A 17,857-nucleotide genomic window follows, 5' to 3' on the forward strand; every position below is an offset into this window, starting at 1 on the left:
GGTCAGGGTGTGGTGACCTTCACCCGCGCGGCCACCGGCAGATGGTCGCTGCCCGTCTGCGGCAGCGTCCAGGAGGTGACCGGCTCGACGCCCTTCACCATGATCTGGTCGATCCGCGCCATCGGGAACGACGCGGGCCAGCTGAAGCCGAAACCGCTGCCCGCCGCGCCCTGCGTGGAGCGCATCTGGGAGGTCACGGCGTTCAGCGAGCGGTCGTTCATGGTGCCGTTGAGGTCGCCGAGCAGGACCACCCGGGTCAGCTTCTCGTCGGCGATCGCCTCGCCCAGCGCGTCCGCGCTCTTGTCGCGCTGGCGGGCGGTGAACCCGGCCTGGAGTTTCACCCGCACGGACGGGAGGTGGGCCACGTAGACGGCGACCTCCCCCTCCGGCGTCGCGACCGTCGCCCGCATCGCGCGCGTCCAGCCCAGCTTGATGTCGACGGGCTTCACCGCGCTCAGCGGGTACCTGCTCCACAGACCGACCGTGCCCTGCACCGAGTGGTACTTGTACGTCGCCGCCAGCGCCTTCTCGTACACCGGCACCGCCGTGGCGGTCAGCTCCTCCAGGGCCAGCACGTCCGCCTCGGACGCGGCCACGTCACGGGCGGTGCCGGACGGGTCCGGGTTGTCGGCGTTGACGTTGTGGGTGGCGACGGTGAGGTCCCCGCCGCTGCCGGTCCGGTCGACGAGGAGTCCGCCGAAGAGGTTCAGCCAGACCACGGCCGGCAGGACGACGGCGATCAGCGCGGTCGCCGACTTGCGCACCAGTGCCAGCACCAGCAGCACCAGCACGAACAGGCCGATCCAGGGCAGGAACGTCTCCGTGAGGCTGCCGAGGTTGCCGTAGCGGTTGGGGATGCGTGAGTGCAGCCCCATCACCAGGGAGAACAGCAGCGCGAAGCCGGTCAGGACCAGACCCCGCCGCCAGACGCGCGGATCGCCGCGCCAGCCCGCGCGGATCCGGCCGAGCAGGGTGCCGATCAGGCGCCGGAGCCGAATTCCCCGAGGCTCGGGACCCGAGCCTCCGTTGTCGTCCGTCTCCGTCATGTACGCCTGCTGCGCCATACCGTCGCCTCACTGCCTGCCTTGCACACCGTCCGTTCCCCCGGGTACGACCCTAGGGGATGATCGGCTTCGATCTCGCCGTCCCGTGACGGCCGTACGGGCACGAGGACGACCGACGCGGTCTTTCGGGTTCCGTCCCCGGGCCATGGGGCCCGGTCTGTGACGAAACGCGCACATTAGGGCTGCCGGGGCGCGGAACTGACGGGGCGTAGCCCGGCGAGCAGCGTGTCGACGATGCGCGCGGGGAGTTCCTCCGGGAGGTCGGCGTCAGGGCGCATGATCGCGCGGACGAGCATGGGGCCCACGAAGATGTCGTTCACCAGTTCCACATCCAGATCGGCGCGCAGTTCGCCGTTCTCCTGACCCCGGCGCAGGACCTCGACGGCCATCCTGCGCCGGGGTTCTATCGCCGTGTTGTGGTACGCCGCCCAGATCTTCGGGCTGCTCTTCATCTGGGCGTGGACGTTGTGCAGGATCGCCGAGGAACGGTTGGCGAGGCCCCTGCGGCGCAGCGCCTCGAGGAGCACGACCAGGTCGTCGCGCATGGAGGTGCCGGGGAGCTCGGGGTCCTGCGGTTCGGCGGCGCGCAGCACGTCGACGAAGAGCTCCTCCTTGCCGCTCCACCGGCGGTAGATGGCCGCCTTGCCGACGCCCGCGGTCCGGGCGATGCGCTCGATGGAGATCTCGGCGAGCGAGACGCCGTCCTCCAGCAGCTTCATCGTGCCCTCGAGGATGGCCCGTTCGACGGCCTCGCTGCGGGGGCGCCCCCGGGCGGGCTGCTCCCCGCTCACGTCGGCCCCCGTGACGGTGGTCCCCCTGTCGGCGAGGCTCACGTGTTCGATCCTTTCGTCGCGGTGGGGGGAATTCTCGCCCAAGGGGCGGGCGGGGCGGCAGTTCCCGGCCGCCCCGGCCGCCTCCCCCTACGGCTTCGTCCGCGCCAACTCCCCCTCCTCCGCCGCGCCCTTCGGCGTGGGCTTCGGCCTGCCCGGCAGGAACACGGCCACCACGACCGCGCCCACCGCCGCGACCCCGGCCCCGCACAGGGCGGTGACGTGCATGGCGTGCAGGAAGGCGTCGTTGGCGGGGGTGACCAGCACCCTGCCCTGGTCGCCGAGCTTCGCGGCGATGCCGAGCGTCGCCTCGATGGATTCGCCCGCGGTGTCGCGCAGCGCCGCCGGCAGGGTGCCGAGGTGCCCCTCGATGCCGCTGCGGTACGACGCCGACAGCACCGAGCCGAGCACGGCGATGCCGAGCGCGCCGCCGAGCTGGCGGAAGGTGTTGCTGAGCGCGGAGGCCGAACCGGCCTTCTCGCGGGGCAGCGCCTGCATGATGACCACGCTGGTGGGGGTCATGACGTGCGCCATGCCGGCGCCCATGCAGAAGAAGACGATCTCCAGGAGCCAGATCGGGGTGTCGGCGTCCAGCGTCGCGAAGGCGACCAGGGTCGCCGCCAGCACGATCATCGCCGCGGTGGTCGTGGCCCGGACCCCGAAGCGGTCGACGACCAGCCGGGCGCGCGGCGCGAAGATCAGCTGGGCGGCGGCCAGCGGGAGCAGCAGCAGGCCGGACTGCAGCGGCGAGTAGCCGCGCACGCTCTGGGTGTAGAAGACGGAGAAGAAGGTGACGCCCATCAGCGCGAAGAAGACCAGCGTGATGACGGCCATCGCGGCCGAGAACACCTTGTTCTTGAAGTAGTCCATGTCGACGGACGGATGGTCGCTGCGCTTCTCGAACACCACGAACGCGACGAGGACGAGCAGACCTGCCGCTATGGTCGCCAGCACGGTCGGGTCGGTGAAGTCGGCCAGCTCGCCGCCCTTGATGATGCCGTAGACGAGCAGGACAAGGCCGACGACCGACAGGACGACGCCGACGAGGTCGACACGGCCCGGGTTCGGGTCGCGCGACTCCGGCACCAGCCACAGCATCAGAACGAACGCGATCAGCACGATCGGCACGTTGATGAGGAAGACCGAACCCCACCAGAAGTGGTCGAGGAGCAGACCGCCGGTGATGGGGCCGATGGCGATGGCGAGTCCGACACCGCCCGCCCAGATGCCGATCGCCTTGGGCTGCTCCTCGCGTTCGAAGACGTTCATCAGGACGGCGAGGGTCGCGGGCATGACGAAGGCCGCGCCGACGGCCATCAGCGCACGGAAGGCGATGAGCTGGGCGGGCGAGCCGGACTCCGCGGCGAGCGCGGAGCCGATCCCGAAGACGGCGAGTCCGCCGAGCAGGACCTTCTTGCGGCCGAGCCGGTCACCGAGGAGACCGGCGGTGAACAGCAGCCCCGCGAAGACGAGCGTGTAGGAGTTGATCGCCCACTCCAGCTCGCTCTGGGTGGCGCCGAGGCCGGTCGGGGCGGGCGTCGAGATCGTCTTGATCGCGACGTTCAGGATCGAGTTGTCGAGCACCACGATCAGCAGGCTCAGCATCAGGACACCGAGGATCGCCCAACGACGCCGGTGCACCGCCTCCGGTATGCGCGGAGCGGTGGGGACGGCAGGAGTAGTCATGCCGTCGAGCGTAGGGCACTTCCGATACGAGACCGTCTCGTATCGATTCCTCTTACCGTTTTTCTTACTGAGGCTTTACCCACAGGGGGTGCTCTGGCCCTCCCTGGCACGAAGTGCCACCATGGGTGGTGGTCCGGGGACGCCGTGAGGGCGCCTCGAGATGACATAAGGAGCCGTTGCAATGACGCAGCTTTCGGCTGCCCCCACGAATGCCCCCGACGGCAGCAAGGCGCTGTACGGAGGCAAGGGCACACGCCGTATCACCGTCCGCGACATCGCCCTCGCCAAGGAGCGGGGCGAGAAGTGGCCCATGCTCACGGCCTACGACGCCATGACCGCCTCCGTCTTCGACGAGGCCGGGATCCCCGTGATGCTGGTGGGCGACTCGGCGGGCAACTGCCACCTCGGGTACGAGACGACGGTGCCCGTCACCCTCGACGAGATGACCGTGCTGTCGGCGGCCGTCGTACGGGGCACCAGCCGTGCGCTGATCGTCGGCGACCTGCCCTTCGGCTCCTACCAGGAGGGACCGGTGCAGGCGCTGCGCTCGGCGACCCGGCTGGTGAAGGAGGCCGGGGTCGGGGCCGTGAAGCTGGAGGGCGGTGAGCGCTCGCACCGCCAGATCGAGCTCCTCGTCGAGTCCGGCATCCCGGTCATGGCGCACATCGGCCTGACCCCGCAGTCCGTGAACGCGATGGGTTACCGCGTGCAGGGGCGCGGCGAGGAGGCGGCCCAGCAGCTGCTTCGGGACGCGAAGGCCGTGCAGGACGCCGGCGCGTTCGCGGTGGTGCTGGAGCTGGTTCCGGCCGAGCTGGCCGCCGAGGTCACCCGGGTGCTGCACATCCCGACCGTCGGCATCGGCGCCGGGCCGGAGACGGACGCCCAGGTGCTGGTGTGGACCGACATGCTCGGGCTGACCGGCGGGCGGGTGCCGAAGTTCGTCAAGCAGTACGCGAACCTGCGTCAGGTCATGGGCGACGCGGCGAAGGCCTTCGCCGAGGACGTCGTCGGCGGAACGTTCCCGCTGGACGAGCACAGCGTCCACTGAGCCATTTCCGCACCACCGCAGCCCGCCGATCTTCCCCCGTCGGCGGGCTGCGCTCATGTGCGCCCGGTGGCTGTCGGGAGGATGTCGGCGCTGTCGGCGTCCTGTCGGTGGTTTGTCGGTGGGGGTCGGCAGAGTTCCCGTCATGACGCGAATCGACAAGAACCCCGGCGGCGCGGAGAGCGCCGTCACCGTTCGGGGGTTGGTCAAGCACTACGGCGAGACCAAGGCGCTGGACGGAGTGGACCTCGACGTACGGGCCGGGACCGTGATGGGGGTGCTCGGGCCGAACGGCGCCGGGAAGACGACCCTCGTGCGGATCCTGTCCACCCTGCTGGCCGCCGACAGCGGGCGGGCGACCGTCGCCGGCTACGACGTCGCCCACCAGCCCCGGCAGCTGCGCCGGGTGATCGGGCTCACCGGGCAGTACGCCTCCGTGGACGAGAAGCTCCCCGGGTGGGAGAACCTGTACCTCATCGGACGGCTGCTCGACCTGTCCCGCAAGGACGCACGTGCCCGCGCCGACGAGCTGCTGGAGCGGTTCTCGCTGACGGACGCCGCCAAGCGGCCCGCGAGCACGTACTCCGGCGGCATGCGGCGCCGCCTCGACCTCGCCGCGTCGATGATCGGCCGGCCGCAGGTGCTGTTCCTGGACGAGCCGACCACCGGGCTCGACCCGCGCACCCGCAACGAGGTGTGGACCGAGGTCAAGGCGATGGTCGGGGACGGGGTCACCGTGCTGCTGACCACCCAGTACATGGAGGAGGCCGAGCAGCTCGCCTCCGAGCTGACCGTCGTCGACCGGGGCAAGGTCATCGCCGGCGGCGGCATCGAGGAGCTGAAGGCCCGCGTCGGCGGCCGGACGCTGCGGGTACGGCCCGCCGATCCGCTCCAGCTGCGGCCGCTGGCGGGCTGGCTCGACGAACTCGGCATCACCGGGCTCGCCACCACCGTCGTGGACGCCGAGCGCGGTTCCGTCCTGGTGCCGGTGCTCAGCGACGAGCAGCTGACCGCCGTGATCGGCGCGGTCAGCGCGCGCGGCATCACGCTCACCTCCCTCACCACCGAACTGCCCAGCCTGGACGAGGTCTTCCTGTCCCTCACCGGCCACCGCGCGAGCGCGCCCCAGGACGCCCGGCCCACCGAGACCCGCGAGGAGGTCGCCGTATGAGCGCGGCCACGATCGACATCAGCCCGACGACCGACGCGCGCATCCCGGTGCGCAGCCACCTCCGGCACACCGGCGCGCTCATCCGCCGCAACCTGCTGTGGATCCGGCAGGACCCGGAGTCGATGTTCGACGCGGTCCTCTTCCCGGTGATCTTCACCCTGCTGTTCGTCTACGTCTTCGGCGGCTCGATCGGGCAGTCGCTGGGCGGCGGCCAGGAGGCGTACGTGCAGTACGTCATCCCCGGGCTGCTCGCCATGATGGGGATGAACATGGCCCAGGGCGTGGGCACCGGCTTCAACACGGACTTCAACTCCGGGGTCATGGACCGCTTCCGGTCGCTGCCCATCGGACGGGGTTCGGTGCTCTTCGCCAAGATCGTCGTGGAGCTCATGCGCATGCTGGTCGCGTGCGTGATCCTCATGGTGGTGGCGGTGCTGGTGGGCTTCGACATCACCCACTGGCCCGGTCTGTTCGCCGCCGTCGGGCTGGCCACGGTGTTCGGTTCGGCGCTGATGTGGGTGTTCCTCACCCTCGGCGTGGTGATGAAGAGCGCGCAGTCCGTGCAGGCGATGGGCTTCCTGGTGCTGATGCCGCTGCAGTTCGGCTCGTCGATCTTCGCCCCCACGCAGTCGATGCCGGGCTGGCTGCAGAACTTCACCGAGTACAACCCGCTGTCCTCGCTCGCGGACGCGGCGCGCGGACTGATGGTCGGCGGGCCGGTCGCGCACGGGCTGTGGGTGACGCTGGCCTGGTCGATAGGGCTCACCGCGGTGATGGCGCCGGTCGCGATCCACAAGTTCCGCACGAAGACCTGACCCGGGCGCCGCGCACAGGGCGGCAGGACGCGTCGGGACGCTTCACACCAGGGCGGTGGCCTCCTCGTAGGAGAGGCCACCGCCCTCGGCGTACGCGCTCTCGAACGGCCCGTCGCCGAGCGCGTCGCGCGTCCGGTTCATGGCCAGGTCGCGCGCCTCGCGCTCCACCCGCGGGGGCACGTGACGCGGGGGCAGCAGGGTGTCGGCGGCGCCCAGGCAGCGGGCGGCGTCCGCTGCGCGGCTGCCGCCGTCGACGCCGACGAGGGCGGTCGCGGCGATGAAGAGGTAGAAGGAGCGCATCTGCGGGGCGATGGCCACGGACAGCGGATCCATGGCCCGTTCCAGCGCGGCCCGGATGCCGGTCAGGGCCTGCGCGGACCGGCCGTCGATCGCGTCCAGCCAGGCCTCGGCCCCCAGGATGAAGGAGTGGAAGACGGCGAAGTGGCCGAAGTTGAACTCCTGGCGCAGCAGGTGCAGTTGCTCGCGGGCCTCGGCGCGCCGGCCGATGGCGGCCAGCCAGCCGGCGAGGAAGAGGCGGGCGATGTGCATGGCCTCGTTGACCGCGCGCTCCTCGCCGGTGATCACCTCGCGCAGCAGGCGTTCGCCCCGCTCCTCGTCGCCCGCCTCCAGCAGCACGCTGCCGAGCCGGGCGGCGAGGACCGCGGACTGGGAGCGGGCGCCGAGCCGTTCGGCCTGCTCGATGGCGCCCTCGTAGTCGGCGGCGGCCTCCCGGTACGCGCCCAGGCGTTCATGGGCCTCGGCGCGGGCGGAGAGGGCCTCGGCGGTGCCCCAGGCGTCGCCCAGGCGCTGGAAGATCTCCAGGGCCTCGGCCGCGTCACGGAACGCGCTGCCCGCCCAGTCGGCGCGGTTGGCGAGGATGTTGGCGCGCAGCTGGAGGCAGGAGGCCAGCTCCCAGTCGTAGCCGGGCGTCCGGCGGCAGGTGTCGACGTTGGCGTCGATGATGGCGCGGATGCGGTCCGGGGCGCCGGCCATCACCACGGCGAAGAACCAGAGCAGGCCGGGGGCGCGGCAGGTCTGCGGCAGGCCGGGCTCGTAGGTGTCGGCGATCAGCCGCAGCTTGGCCTGCGAGGTCGCGGTGTGCCAGGCCTCCATCTCGGTGTCCATGCAGGCCAGATGGGCCAGGTGGACCCCGCGTCGGGCCTCCGCGAGGACCTCGCCGGTCATCGGTGGCGGGGCGTCGATGCAGGACTTCCACACCGGCGCGGCCCGGCGCAGCGGTTCGGCGAACGGGTCGGGGCTCAGGGCCATCGTCTCGACGCACCAGGCGCGGGCCTCGATGCGCAGGTCGCGCATCTGCCAGTACCAGACGAGGGACAGGGTCAGGCAGAGCGCCTCCTGCTCGTCACGCGCCGCGACGGCGCGGCCCAGCGCGGTGCGCAGGTTCTCGTACTCCAGCTGGAAGCGGTCGATGGCGTCCCGCTGACCGGGGCCTCGCAGCAACGGCTCGGTGGTGCGGGCGAGTTCGCGGTAGTACGTGAGATGCGCGCGCTCGGCCGCCGGCCGCCGCCCCGACTCGTCCAGTCGCTCGCCCGCGTACTCCGCGACGGTCTCCAGCAGCCGGTAGCGCATGTCGCCGCGGGGGTCCGGAGCGGCGACGACGAGCGACTTGTCGACCAGTGAGGAGAGCAGGTCGAGCGCGGACCGGCCCTCGTCGGCCACGTCACGCACGCCGGGCGCCCCGCCGACGGCGCCGGCCTCGTGGGAGCCGCGCACGTCACGGCGGTCGGGACCGTCCCGTCGGTCGTCCGCCCCGCGGGGGCCCGGCCCCTCAGGGGAGGCGTGGCCCTCATGACGGTCGTGGCCGTCGCGGGAGTCGACAACCCCCGGGAGGCCGCGGCCCCCGGCGGGGGCGTGGCCGGCGCGGGGGGCACGGGCGGCCGGGCCGCACACCGCCTCGACGGCGGCCAGGTCGCAGCCGCGGGCGAAGACCGACAGGCGTGCCAGGACGTCGCGTTCGTCCTCGTCGAGCAGGTCCCAGGACCAGTCGACGACGGCCCGCAGGGTCTGCTGGCGGGGCAGGACGGTCCGGCTGCCGGAGGTCAGGAGCCGGAAGCGGTCGTCGAGCCGGTCGGCGATCTGGCGGGGCGTCAGCATGCGCAGCCGGGCGGCGGCGAGCTCGATGGCGAGCGGCAGGCCGTCGAGCCGTCGGCAGATCTCCGCGCAGGCCGCCGCGGTCTCCTCGTCGGCGTCCGGCCGGAATCCGGGCCGGGCGGCCGCGCCCCGGTCGGCGAGCAGCCGCAGCGCCACCCGCTCCGGCAGCGGAGCCAGCGGGCGCAGCACCTCCCCGGGCACCCCCAGCGGCTCACGGCTGGTGGCCAGGACCGTCACCTCGGGGCAGCGCGCCAGCAGTTCCTCGACGAGCCGGGCGGCGGCCCCGACCACGTGCTCGCAGTTGTCGAGGACGATCAGCATGCGGCGTCGGGCGCAGTGCTCGACCAGCCGCTCCAGGGGGTCGTCGTGGCGTTCGGCGGCGACCCGCATCTCCTCGGCGCCGGCGCCGTACAGCACGGTCTCGCGGGCTCCCACGGCCGTGAGGACGGCCTGCGGCACGGCGTCGGGGTCGGCGACGGGCGCGAGCTCGGCCAGCCAGACGCCGTCGCGCGCGATGTCCCGCACGGTCTCGGCGGCCTCCTGCGACAGCCGGGTCTTGCCGGCCCCGCCGGGCCCGAGCAGGGTGACGAGCCGCGCGCTCGCGAGATCCCCCCGGATGGCCGCGATGTCGGCCTCCCGGCCGACGAAGGAGGTGAGGCGGGCGCGGAGGTTGCCCAGCGGCCGGGGCGGCGCGGCGGCGGCCGTCGAGGCCGCGCTCGGGCCGGCGAGGCCGACGGCACGGGACGGCTCGCCGGGCCTTCCCGGGTCACCGTCCACCGGATGACCGTTCAGCCGGTCGGCGGGTGCCGCCGGATCACCGGGAGTGAGCAACTCCGTGTAAAGGGCGCGCAGTTCGGGGCCGGGATCGGCGCCGAGGCGGTCCGCCAGGAGCCGGCGGACCTCGTCGTACGCGGCCAGCGCCTGCGCGGTGCGGCCCGCCTCGCGCAGGGCGCGCAGCCGCAGCGCCTGGAGCGGTTCGTCCAGCGGGTGGGCGTCGCACAGGGCCGTGAGCTCGGGCAGTGCGCGCTCGGCCTGGCCGAGGGCGATCGCAGCGGTGTGCCGGGCGCGCAGCGCGTCGAGGCGGCGGGCCTCCCAGCGGGCCGCCTCGGCGGCGCGGTCGGGCAGGTCGGCGAGGGCCGGGCCCTGCCACAGGGCGAGGGCGTCGTCGAGGACGGCGGCCGCCTTGGCGGGGTCCGCGTCAAAAAGCGCGCGGATGCCGTCGGCGGTCAGCCGCTCGAAGCGGTGCAGGTCGACGTCGTCCGGGGCGGCGGCCAGCCGGTAGCCGCCCTCCGCGGAGTCGATCGCGGCCGCCCCGAGGGCCCGGCGCAGCCGGCCGACCAGCGCCTGCAGCGCGCCCGGCGCGTCGGCGGGCGGGTCACCGGCCCACACCTCCTCCACCAGCAGCCCGGCGGGGACGCTCCGGCCGGCCCGCAACGCCAGCACGGCCAGCAGGGCGCGCAGCCGCGCTCCGCCGACGGCGACGGGGACGCCGTCCGGACGGAGTGCCTGGGTGGTGCCGAGGATGCGGTAGCGCACGGGGTCCATTCTCTCCGGTGGGATCGAGCTCGGTCACGGGGTTCCGGCGGGGTGGCGCGACCCGGTCGCCCGCACCTTTCGCGTCCCAGGAACCGGGGGCCGGCCGCGGAACGTTTTCCCGGTATGCCCGGGCCGGGTACGGTCGGGCAGTTCCACACACGCGTACGAGCCCAGGGGGCCCCATGACGACCGCCACCACCCGCAGTGCCGAGCGGCGGATCAGTCCCGTCTTCCTCGGGATCCTGGCCGTGACGGCGGTCACCGGCTGGGCGACCTGGACGGGGTTCGCCGAGCAGCCGGGCGTGGCGGTGTTCCTGTTCGTGACGGCCGCCTGGATCGTCTCCCTGTGTCTGCACGAGTACGCGCACGCGCGCACCGCCCTGCACAGCGGTGACATCTCGGTCGGCGCGAAGGGGTACCTCACGCTCAACCCGCTCAAGTACACGCACGCCCTGCTCAGCGTGGTGCTGCCGGTCCTCTTCGTGATCATGGGCGGCATCGGTCTGCCGGGCGGTGCGGTCTTCATCGAGCGCGGGCGGATCCAGGGGCGGTGGCGGCACAGCCTGATCTCGGCGGCCGGTCCGCTGACGAACGTGCTGTTCGCGGTGGTGTGCACGGCGCCGTTCTGGCTGGACGCGCTGGACGGCGTGCCGGCCGACTTCCGGTTCGCGCTCGCCTTCCTCGCCCTGCTCCAGGTCACGGCGGCGATCCTGAACTTCCTTCCGGTGCCCGGTCTGGACGGCTACGGGGTGATCGAGCCCTGGCTGTCGTACGACGTCAAGCGGCAGGTGGAGCCGTTCGCGCCGTTCGGCCTGCTGTTCGTGTTCGCGCTGCTGTGGGTGCCGGCGGTCAACGGGGTCTTCTTCGACATGGTCGACGCCGTGCTGCGCGGTCTCGGGATCGGCGACTTCGAGACGTACTGCGGCCAGTCGCTGTACCGCTTCTGGCAGGGCACGAACGAGTTCTGCTCGGTCAGCCGCTGACGTCGGCCCCCGCGGCCCTGCGCACCTTCTCCCGCTTCACGTAGTACCAGGTCATGTTCGAGGACAGGCCCGCGAGCAGCACCCACACGACGCCCAGGAAACTGCCCTGGACGAAGGAGACGACCGCCGCGGCCACGGCGAGTACGCAGACGACGAGGGTGTAGAGGGCGAGGCGGGGCATGGGTCCGGTTTCTCCTGTCGGGGGGACACTGCTGGGCTGCTCCGACCAGTGTCCCCCATGCGCTCACACGTCCGTGACGCGCAGCCCGGCGTGGGCCTTGTAGCGGCGGTTGACGGAGATCAGGTTGGCGACCAGGGACTCCACCTGGTGGGCGTTGCGCAGCCGCCCGGCGAAGACGCCCCGCATGCCGGGGATCCGGCCGGCCAGCGCCTGGACGAGCTCGACGTCGGCCCGCTCCTCGCCCAGCACCATCACGTCGGTGTCGATCTCGTCGATCCCGGGGTCCTGGAGGAGAACCGCCGAGAGGTGGTGGAAGGCGGCGGCGACACGCGAGTCCGGCAGCAGGGCGGCGGCCTGTTCGGCGGCGCTGCCCTCCTCCGGCTTCAGCGCGTAGGCGCCCTTCTTGTCGAAGCCGAGCGGGTTGACGCAGTCGACGACCAGCTTCCCGGCCAGTTCCTCGCGCAGGGACTCCAGGGTCTTGCCGTGGCCCTCCCACGGCACGGCGACGATCACGATGTCGCTGCGGCGCGCGGTCTCGGCGTTGTCGGCGCCCTCGACACCGTGCCCGAGCTCCTCGGCGGCGGTCCGGGCACGGTCGGCGGCACGCGAACCGATGATCACCTTCTGGCCGGCCTTGGCGAGCCGGTAGGCGAGACCCTTGCCCTGCGGGCCGGTCCCCCCGAGCACGCCGACGACCAGTCCTGACACGTCGGGAAGGTCCCACGGGTCCTTGGCGGGAGCCTTCGCCGGGGCGGCAGCGGCGGCGTTCTGTGCACTGTCGGTAGAGGTCATGGGCCGACTTTACGTGGGCGGGTGCGGCGGCCCTTCGTCAAGTCGGGTGAACGAGGGGCGAACCCCGGGCGGCCGGCTGCCGGTTGCGGCACGATGCGGCGGCATGGACGCCGTACGGGTCGCGCTGCTGCGCGAGGTGCTCGCCGGGACCGAGTGGCTGGGGGCCACCCGCAGGTTCGCCGGGGTGCTGCGCGGGTCGGTGGTCTCGCACGGCGGCGGACTGCTGCTGGCGGGCACGGCGGCCTACGAGCCCTGGCACCTCGCGGCGCATCTGGTGGACGAGGCCGCGTGGTCGGGCACGCCGGAGCTGGCCCCGACCCTCGTACGGCATGCCGCGCGTCCTTCCGACCCGGCGCATCTCGCCGTCGGCCTGGGCCGGATCGAGGCGGCCCGGCGGGGCGAGACGCTGCTGGTGGCGTCGCCGTCGGGGGACGCGCCGCTGCTGGAGCGGGTGTCGGACGCCCGGCGGGCCGGCGTCGTGATCCTGTCGCTCGGTCCCGGCGAGGGGGAGCTGACGGCCCTGGCCCACGAGACGCTGGCCGTCCCGGACGGCTCCGAGCTGGACCTGGACACCGTGCAGCACCTGGTGAGCGCGGCCGCCGGCGAGACGCTGCCCCCGGCGCGAGGGCGCCGGCGGTTCGCCGACCGGCTCTCCCACCTGGCCGAACGGCTGACCGCGCCGCCGCCTCCCCCCTGGTGACCAGCCCGCCCGCCTGCCGGTCCGCCCACCTGCCCTCCTGCCCGCCTGCCCTACCGGTCCCGCCGAAAAGCGGTTGCCCCTCGCTCCGCTCCCGGCCGAGCATGGCCCCTCGTGACCGATGACGATGTCCCCGCCGCCGCGCGTCCCGCTCCCTCCGGTCGGCGGTCCCTGCTCCCCGACCTCGCCCCCTGGCGGGCCTCGCGGGACTTCCGGCGGCTCTGGGTGTCGGGCACGGTGTCGACCTTCGGGAGCTTCCTGACCTTCGTGGCGCTGCCGGTGCAGTTGAAGGAGCTGACCCGATCGGCCGCGGCGGTCGGCGCGATCGGGGCCGTGGAGCTGGTGCCGCTCCTGGTGTTCGGCCTGTACGGCGGGGCCCTCGCGGACGCGTGGGACAAGCGGAAGCTCATCGTCCGGACGGAGGCCGGGCAGGGGCTGCTCAGCGCGGTGCTGCTGGTCAACGCGCTGCTGCCGGATCCGGCGGTGTGGCCGTTGTACCTCGTCGCCGCGCTCTCCTCCGCGCTCGTCTCCGTCCAGCGGCCCGCGCTGGACTCGCTGTGGCCGCGGATCGTCGCCCATGAGCACCTGCCCGCGGCGGCCGCGCTGAACTCGCTGCGGTGGACCGTGGGCGGGGTCGCGGGACCGGCCCTCGCCGGTGTCGTCGTCGCGTACGCGGGCCTGGGCTGGGCCTACGCGGCCGACCTCCTCACCTTCGTGGTCTCGGTCGCGCTCGTCGTCCGCATCGCCGCCTCTCCCGCCGCGCACGAGGCGGCGAAGCCGTCCCTCCGGGCCATCGCCGAGGGCGCCCGGTACGCCTGGGGCCGCAAGGAGCTCCTGGGCACCTACGCCGTCGACCTCGCGGCGATGTTCCTCGCCATGCCGCTCGCCGTGCTGCCGTTCCTCGCCGACGAACTGGACGCCGAGTGGTCGCTGGGCCTGATGTACGCGTCGGTGCCGGCGGGCGCGCTGCTGGTGAGCCTGACCAGCGGCTGGACCTCCCGGGTGCACCGGCACGGACGGATGGTGGTGCTGTCGGCCGCGCTGTGGGGCGGGGCGATCGCCGCCGCCGGACTCGCCGGGAACGTCTGGCTGGTGCTGCTCTGCCTCGCCCTGGCGGGCGGCTTCGACATGGTCAGCGGCATCTTCCGCGGGGTCATGTGGAACCAGACGATCCCGGACGAGCTGCGCGGGCGGCTCGCCGGGATCGAGCTGCTGTCCTACTCGGTGGGGCCGACGGTCGGCCAGGTGCGCAGCGGCGGTCTGGCGGCCTGGCTGGGGGTGCGGACCTCGGTCTGGTCGGGCGGGGCGCTGTGCGTGGGCGCGGTGGGACTGCTGGCGCTGTGCCTGCCGAGCCTGATGACGTACGACGCGCGCACCGACGAACACGCGGCGCGGCTGCGCGCCCGACGGTCGGCAGCCGCACCGGTGGCCGACGTTCCGTCGACCGGGTGATCAGCGATTGATCACCGGTTGATCAGTCGTCGTCCCGGGCGCCGGCCGCCGGGGCGTCGTGCCACTTGGGGTCGTTCTCCCACTGGAGGTTGCGCTCGCGGGCGGTCTGCATCGCGTGCTCGGCTTCCGCACGGGTGGTGTACGGGCCGAACCGGTCCTTGGCCGGGCATTCCGGCCCCTCCTCGACCTTCTTGTGCTCCAGGCAGTAGAACCACTCGCCCGGCTTGCCGGTGGTCGACTTCTTGAACAGGGGCATGACGGCTCCTCTCGCCATCGTCATGTTCCCCCATGTCCGCTCGTTAGACTCACCGGCATGTCTGGCCAGTCGCTGCTCGTCCCCGGGGAGCTGTCCCCCATCCGTTCGGTGCCCGGAAACATCCGCCGCCCCGAGTACGTCGGCAAGCCCGCGCCGACGCCCTACACCGGTCCGGAGGTGCAGACGCCCGAGACGATCGAGGCGATGCGCCGGGCCGGCCGGATCGCCGCGCAGGCGATGGCGGAGGCGGCGAAACTGATCTCCCCGGGAGTCACCACCGACGAACTGGACCGGGTGGCGCACGAGTACATGTGCGACCACGGCGCCTATCCGTCGACGCTGGGCTACCGGGGCTTCCCCAAGTCGCTGTGCACGAGCGTCAACGAGGTCATCTGCCACGGCATCCCGGACTCGACGGTCCTGCGCGACGGCGACATCGTCAACCTCGACGTGACGGCGTACATCGGCGGGGTGCACGGCGACAACAACGCCACCTACCTGGTCGGGGACGTCGACGAGGAGTCGCGGCTGCTGGTGGAGCGGACCCGGGAGTCCCTCGAGCGGGCGATCAAGGCGGTCCGGCCGGGCCGGCAGATCAACATCATCGGGCGGGTCATCGAGTCGTACGCCAAGCGCTTCGGGTACGGCGTGGTGCGCGACTTCACCGGGCACGGGATCAACTCGTCGTTCCACTCCGGGCTGATCGTCCCGCATTACGACAGCCCGCACGCGACGACCGTCATCCGGCCCGGCATGACGTTCACGATCGAGCCGATGCTGACCCTCGGCACCCACGAGTACGACATGTGGGAGGACGGCTGGACCGTGGTGACCAAGGACCGCAGGCGGACGGCCCAGTTCGAGCACACGCTGGTGGTGACGGAGACGGGGGCGGAGATCCTCACGCTGCCGTAGCGCGGCCGAAGGCCCGTCCCCTGCTGGGGGCGGGCCTTTTCTTGTACGCTTTTACCGACAAGGCGTCGGCAAACCCATTGACTTAGGTAAGCCTTACCTTAAAGGATGCGGGCATGGACTCGTTCTCGACCCTCATTCGCACGGCCTCCCACGAGCAGCACGTGGAGGCCGAGACCTCGACGTTCATGAGTGACCTTCTCGGCGGCAGGCTCGGCGTCGAGGCGTACGCGCGGTACACCGAGCAGCTCTGGTTCGTCTACGCGGCGCTGGAGGCCGGCGCCGGGCGGCTGGCCTCGGACCCGGTGGCCGGGCCCTTCGTCCGGCCCGAGCTGTTCCGGCTGCCGGCGCTGGAGCGGGACCTGGCCCATCTGCGGGGCGCCGGGTGGCGTTCGGGGCTGTCGGCCCTGCCGGCGACCGAGGCGTACGCGGCGCGGGTGCGGGAGTGCGCCGATCGCTGGCCGGCCGGGTACATCGCCCACCACTACACGCGCTACCTGGGCGACCTCTCCGGCGGGCAGATCATCCGGGACAAGGCGGAGCGGACCTGGGGCTTCGAGCGCAAGGGCGACGGCGTCCGCTTCTACGTCTTCGAGGAGATCGGCAACCCGGCGGCGTTCAAGCGGGAGTACCGGGAACTGCTGGACGGGGTGCGCGCGGACGACCTGGAGAAGCAGCGGATCGTGAGCGAGTGCAAGCGCGCCTTCGCGCTGAACACGGACGTCTTCCGGGCCCTGGGCGAGGAGTTCCCGCTCTCGGCGTGAGCCGGCCGCGCGGGCCGGAGCGGACGGATCGGGCCCCCTCGCCGTACGGCGAGGGGGCCCGGCGTCGGATCAGAAGCGGTCGCAGTGCTTGCCGGCCCAGAAGATGTCGGCCGAAACCGTGTCGACCGCGCCGATGTACGGGCTGCACACGCCCTCGTCCCCGCCGAAGTGGTGCTCGCGCGGCTCCTCGTGGTGCTGGCGGGGACCCTCGTCGGCGGTGGCGGTCGTCGCGCCGGTGGCGGCGAGGGCGATACCCAGGACGGTTGCGGCCAGAACTGAACGGATACGCATGGCGTTCCTCTCACGGGGCTCGAATGTCACGCCCAGAGGTCCCCGTTCGTCGCTCTCCGCACACGCCAGACCACCCGTACGGCCGCGGAGAACTCCGCGGAAAGCCGCGACCGGCCGTATGGTTCAGCGCTCCAGGAACACCCGTCCGCCGATCTCCACCCAGCCGTACGGCTGCGGGGCCGTCAGGATCTGCGAACCCGCGCCCTGGGTGATGTTCAGGGCGCGGCCGAGCCGCTCGGTCAGCAGCAGGGCCGGGGCGCCCGTCGCCTCGATCTCGTCGACGCCGTCGCCGCGGCCCGGGAAGCCACGGGCGCGGATCCGGCCGGCCGGCTCGTCCTCCCAGGCCCAGGCGTAGATCCAGTCACCGGCCGGCGGCACGGGCAGGTCGTCGACCTCGGCGGCGGTGGCGTAGCGGTGGAACACGCACGGCGGGGCCCACTCCGCGCGGGCCTCTATCCAGGTGAACTCTCCGTCCAGGCGGGTGCCGACGGCGCCGGCGGGCGTGACGAGTTCCGGCACGTCGAGCAGCCAGGCGACGCCCACGCACGAGTGGTCCGCGAAGGACAGGCGCCGGGTGGGCGTGTAGACGTCGATGATCCCGCGCTCGGGGTCGTCGACGAACACCGTCTCGCCGAAGCCGAGTTTCGCCGCGAGGTCCTGCCGGTCCTCGCGGTCCGGCAGGACCGAACCTTCGCGGACCACGCCCAGTTCATTGCCGTAGCCGCCGTTCGGCGCGCAGAAGACGCGGAGCACGTCGTAATCAGTCACCGGGGAATTGAAGCACCGCCGGACGGCGGGCGGCGGGTCGCGCGGCCCCCGCACCCCTGCGGCGGGCCGCCCCTGCCCGGCCCGGCCCTCGGCCGTCGCACGCGTGGCGGTCGGCCGTGGCCCCTCGCGCGGTCCCCGCGCTCCTGAGGTGAGGGCGTCAGGTGGCTCGGCGAGGGGCTCGGTGGTGAGGGTGCGCGCCCGGGCCGTGACCCTGTGCGCCGGGCGGGGCTCGGCGCAGGGTTCGCCGGAGGCGAGGGGCACCCGGTGGCCGCTTCTGGACGTCCGCGACCGGCGGGTGAGCCGCTTCCGCGCCCGGGACACCAGAGCGGCACCGTCGCCCCCAAGCGGAATCTTTGAATCATCTTTGACCATCTCTTGGGGTCCGTTTTGAGTCACCGTGATCCGCTCGTGCTCATACGGCGTCTATGAGAGGTGAATCACTGCACGGACGGGTATTACGCAGGTAAGCCTTGGATAAGTTAGGCGAGGCTCACCAACCCTG

General features: G+C 72.5%; 17 protein-coding genes. 8 read left to right on the forward strand and 9 right to left on the reverse strand.

What is annotated here, in order from left to right:
• Window positions 1-2 precede the first annotated feature (2 nt).
• The 3 genes from J2X68_RS00760 to J2X68_RS00770 all read right to left on the reverse strand — a co-directional run bounded on the left by J2X68_RS00760 (window position 3) and on the right by J2X68_RS00770 (window position 3,580).
• Window positions 3-1,064, reverse strand: coding sequence for an endonuclease/exonuclease/phosphatase family protein (locus tag J2X68_RS00760; protein WP_310430425.1), 1,062 nt, complete (start codon window positions 1,062-1,064; stop codon window positions 3-5).
• Between the two features lie 176 nt (window positions 1,065-1,240).
• Window positions 1,241-1,897 carry a TetR/AcrR family transcriptional regulator gene (locus tag J2X68_RS00765; RefSeq protein ID WP_399039197.1) on the reverse strand — a complete coding sequence of 219 codons (657 nt, stop codon included), beginning with the start codon at window positions 1,895-1,897 and terminating at the stop codon, window positions 1,241-1,243.
• A gap of 87 nt (window positions 1,898-1,984) precedes the next feature.
• Window positions 1,985-3,580, reverse strand: coding sequence for an MFS transporter (locus tag J2X68_RS00770; RefSeq protein ID WP_310430426.1), 1,596 nt, complete (start codon window positions 3,578-3,580; stop codon window positions 1,985-1,987).
• Window positions 3,581-3,761: 181 nt separating this feature from the next.
• Between J2X68_RS00770 and panB the strand changes: the two genes are divergently transcribed.
• From panB to J2X68_RS00785, 3 genes are all read left to right on the forward strand, one after another.
• Window positions 3,762-4,628, forward strand: a complete 867-nt coding sequence (gene panB, locus J2X68_RS00775) for a 3-methyl-2-oxobutanoate hydroxymethyltransferase (RefSeq protein WP_310430427.1) — start codon at window positions 3,762-3,764, stop codon at window positions 4,626-4,628.
• Window positions 4,629-4,770: 142 nt separating this feature from the next.
• Complete coding sequence (locus J2X68_RS00780; protein WP_310430428.1) at window positions 4,771-5,796, forward strand: ATP-binding cassette domain-containing protein; 1,026 nt, start codon at window positions 4,771-4,773, stop codon at window positions 5,794-5,796.
• Complete coding sequence (locus J2X68_RS00785; protein WP_310430429.1) at window positions 5,793-6,611, forward strand: ABC transporter permease; 819 nt, start codon at window positions 5,793-5,795, stop codon at window positions 6,609-6,611. Before J2X68_RS00780 ends, J2X68_RS00785 begins: the two co-directional genes overlap by 4 nt.
• A gap of 42 nt (window positions 6,612-6,653) precedes the next feature.
• On the opposite strand, the gene J2X68_RS00790 is transcribed toward J2X68_RS00785, so the two are convergent.
• Window positions 6,654-10,268 (reverse strand): AfsR/SARP family transcriptional regulator, encoded by a 3,615-nt coding sequence (locus tag J2X68_RS00790; RefSeq protein ID WP_399039198.1) that lies wholly within the window; start codon window positions 10,266-10,268, stop codon window positions 6,654-6,656.
• A gap of 173 nt (window positions 10,269-10,441) precedes the next feature.
• On the opposite strand from J2X68_RS00790, the gene J2X68_RS00795 reads away from it, so the two are divergent.
• Window positions 10,442-11,242, forward strand: coding sequence for a site-2 protease family protein (locus J2X68_RS00795; protein ID WP_310430431.1), 801 nt, complete (start codon window positions 10,442-10,444; stop codon window positions 11,240-11,242).
• Here the strand turns inward: J2X68_RS00795 and J2X68_RS00800 are convergent.
• The gene (locus J2X68_RS00800; protein WP_310430432.1) at window positions 11,232-11,423 is read right to left on the reverse strand and encodes a hypothetical protein; all 192 of its coding nucleotides are present in this window, start codon (window positions 11,421-11,423) and stop codon (window positions 11,232-11,234) included. The two genes, J2X68_RS00795 and J2X68_RS00800, sit on opposite strands and share 11 nt — an antisense overlap.
• A gap of 63 nt (window positions 11,424-11,486) precedes the next feature.
• A complete protein-coding gene (gene npdG / locus J2X68_RS00805; protein WP_310430433.1) occupies window positions 11,487-12,215 on the reverse strand; it encodes an NADPH-dependent F420 reductase in 729 nt (242 codons plus the stop codon).
• A gap of 103 nt (window positions 12,216-12,318) precedes the next feature.
• On the opposite strand from npdG, the gene J2X68_RS00810 reads away from it, so the two are divergent.
• Window positions 12,319-12,915: a hypothetical protein gene (locus J2X68_RS00810; protein WP_310430434.1), complete on the forward strand. Its 597-nt coding sequence runs from the start codon at window positions 12,319-12,321 to the stop codon at window positions 12,913-12,915.
• Between the two features lie 111 nt (window positions 12,916-13,026).
• Window positions 13,027-14,364, forward strand: a complete 1,338-nt coding sequence (locus J2X68_RS00815) for an MFS transporter (protein WP_310430435.1) — start codon at window positions 13,027-13,029, stop codon at window positions 14,362-14,364.
• 22 nt (window positions 14,365-14,386) lie between these two features.
• Here J2X68_RS00815 and J2X68_RS00820 read toward each other — a convergent pair whose 3' ends face one another.
• Window positions 14,387-14,620 (reverse strand): hypothetical protein, encoded by a 234-nt coding sequence (locus tag J2X68_RS00820; RefSeq protein ID WP_310430436.1) that lies wholly within the window; start codon window positions 14,618-14,620, stop codon window positions 14,387-14,389.
• A gap of 57 nt (window positions 14,621-14,677) precedes the next feature.
• Between J2X68_RS00820 and map the strand changes: the two genes are divergently transcribed.
• Both map and J2X68_RS00830 read left to right on the forward strand, forming a co-directional pair.
• Window positions 14,678-15,535, forward strand: a complete 858-nt coding sequence (map, locus tag J2X68_RS00825; RefSeq protein WP_310430437.1) for a type I methionyl aminopeptidase — start codon at window positions 14,678-14,680, stop codon at window positions 15,533-15,535.
• Between the two features lie 113 nt (window positions 15,536-15,648).
• Complete coding sequence (locus tag J2X68_RS00830; RefSeq protein WP_310430438.1) at window positions 15,649-16,296, forward strand: biliverdin-producing heme oxygenase; 648 nt, start codon at window positions 15,649-15,651, stop codon at window positions 16,294-16,296.
• Window positions 16,297-16,365: 69 nt separating this feature from the next.
• Here the strand turns inward: J2X68_RS00830 and J2X68_RS00835 are convergent, their stop codons facing one another.
• Complete coding sequence (locus J2X68_RS00835) at window positions 16,366-16,587, reverse strand: hypothetical protein (RefSeq protein ID WP_310430439.1); 222 nt, start codon at window positions 16,585-16,587, stop codon at window positions 16,366-16,368.
• 123 nt (window positions 16,588-16,710) lie between these two features.
• Window positions 16,711-17,355 (reverse strand): PhzF family phenazine biosynthesis protein, encoded by a 645-nt coding sequence (locus J2X68_RS00840; protein ID WP_057599727.1) that lies wholly within the window; start codon window positions 17,353-17,355, stop codon window positions 16,711-16,713.
• Between the last annotated feature and the right edge of the window lie 502 nt (window positions 17,356-17,857).

The sequence above is a fragment of the Streptomyces sp. 3330 genome, assembly GCF_031456635.1.
In the GTDB taxonomy this organism is placed as follows: Bacteria; Actinomycetota; Actinomycetes; order Streptomycetales; family Streptomycetaceae; genus Streptomyces.

What these genes read in the sequence shown, in the direction of transcription:
- J2X68_RS00760 (WP_310430425.1), bottom strand. Translation starts at nt 1,064, where the DNA reads ATGGCGCAGCAGGCGTACATGACGGAGACGGACGACAACGGAGGCTCG.
- J2X68_RS00770 (WP_310430426.1), bottom strand. Translation starts at nt 3,580, where the DNA reads ATGACTACTCCTGCCGTCCCCACCGCTCCGCGCATACCGGAGGCGGTG.
- panB (WP_310430427.1), top strand. Translation starts at nt 3,762, where the DNA reads ATGACGCAGCTTTCGGCTGCCCCCACGAATGCCCCCGACGGCAGCAAG.
- J2X68_RS00780 (WP_310430428.1), top strand. Translation starts at nt 4,771, where the DNA reads ATGACGCGAATCGACAAGAACCCCGGCGGCGCGGAGAGCGCCGTCACC.
- J2X68_RS00785 (WP_310430429.1), top strand. Translation starts at nt 5,793, where the DNA reads ATGAGCGCGGCCACGATCGACATCAGCCCGACGACCGACGCGCGCATC.
- J2X68_RS00790 (WP_399039198.1), bottom strand. Translation starts at nt 10,268, where the DNA reads ATGGACCCCGTGCGCTACCGCATCCTCGGCACCACCCAGGCACTCCGT.
- J2X68_RS00795 (WP_310430431.1), top strand. Translation starts at nt 10,442, where the DNA reads ATGACGACCGCCACCACCCGCAGTGCCGAGCGGCGGATCAGTCCCGTC.
- J2X68_RS00800 (WP_310430432.1), bottom strand. Translation starts at nt 11,423, where the DNA reads ATGCCCCGCCTCGCCCTCTACACCCTCGTCGTCTGCGTACTCGCCGTG.
- npdG (WP_310430433.1), bottom strand. Translation starts at nt 12,215, where the DNA reads ATGACCTCTACCGACAGTGCACAGAACGCCGCCGCTGCCGCCCCGGCG.
- J2X68_RS00810 (WP_310430434.1), top strand. Translation starts at nt 12,319, where the DNA reads ATGGACGCCGTACGGGTCGCGCTGCTGCGCGAGGTGCTCGCCGGGACC.
- J2X68_RS00820 (WP_310430436.1), bottom strand. Translation starts at nt 14,620, where the DNA reads ATGCCCCTGTTCAAGAAGTCGACCACCGGCAAGCCGGGCGAGTGGTTC.
- map (WP_310430437.1), top strand. Translation starts at nt 14,678, where the DNA reads ATGTCTGGCCAGTCGCTGCTCGTCCCCGGGGAGCTGTCCCCCATCCGT.
- J2X68_RS00830 (WP_310430438.1), top strand. Translation starts at nt 15,649, where the DNA reads ATGGACTCGTTCTCGACCCTCATTCGCACGGCCTCCCACGAGCAGCAC.
- J2X68_RS00835 (WP_310430439.1), bottom strand. Translation starts at nt 16,587, where the DNA reads ATGCGTATCCGTTCAGTTCTGGCCGCAACCGTCCTGGGTATCGCCCTC.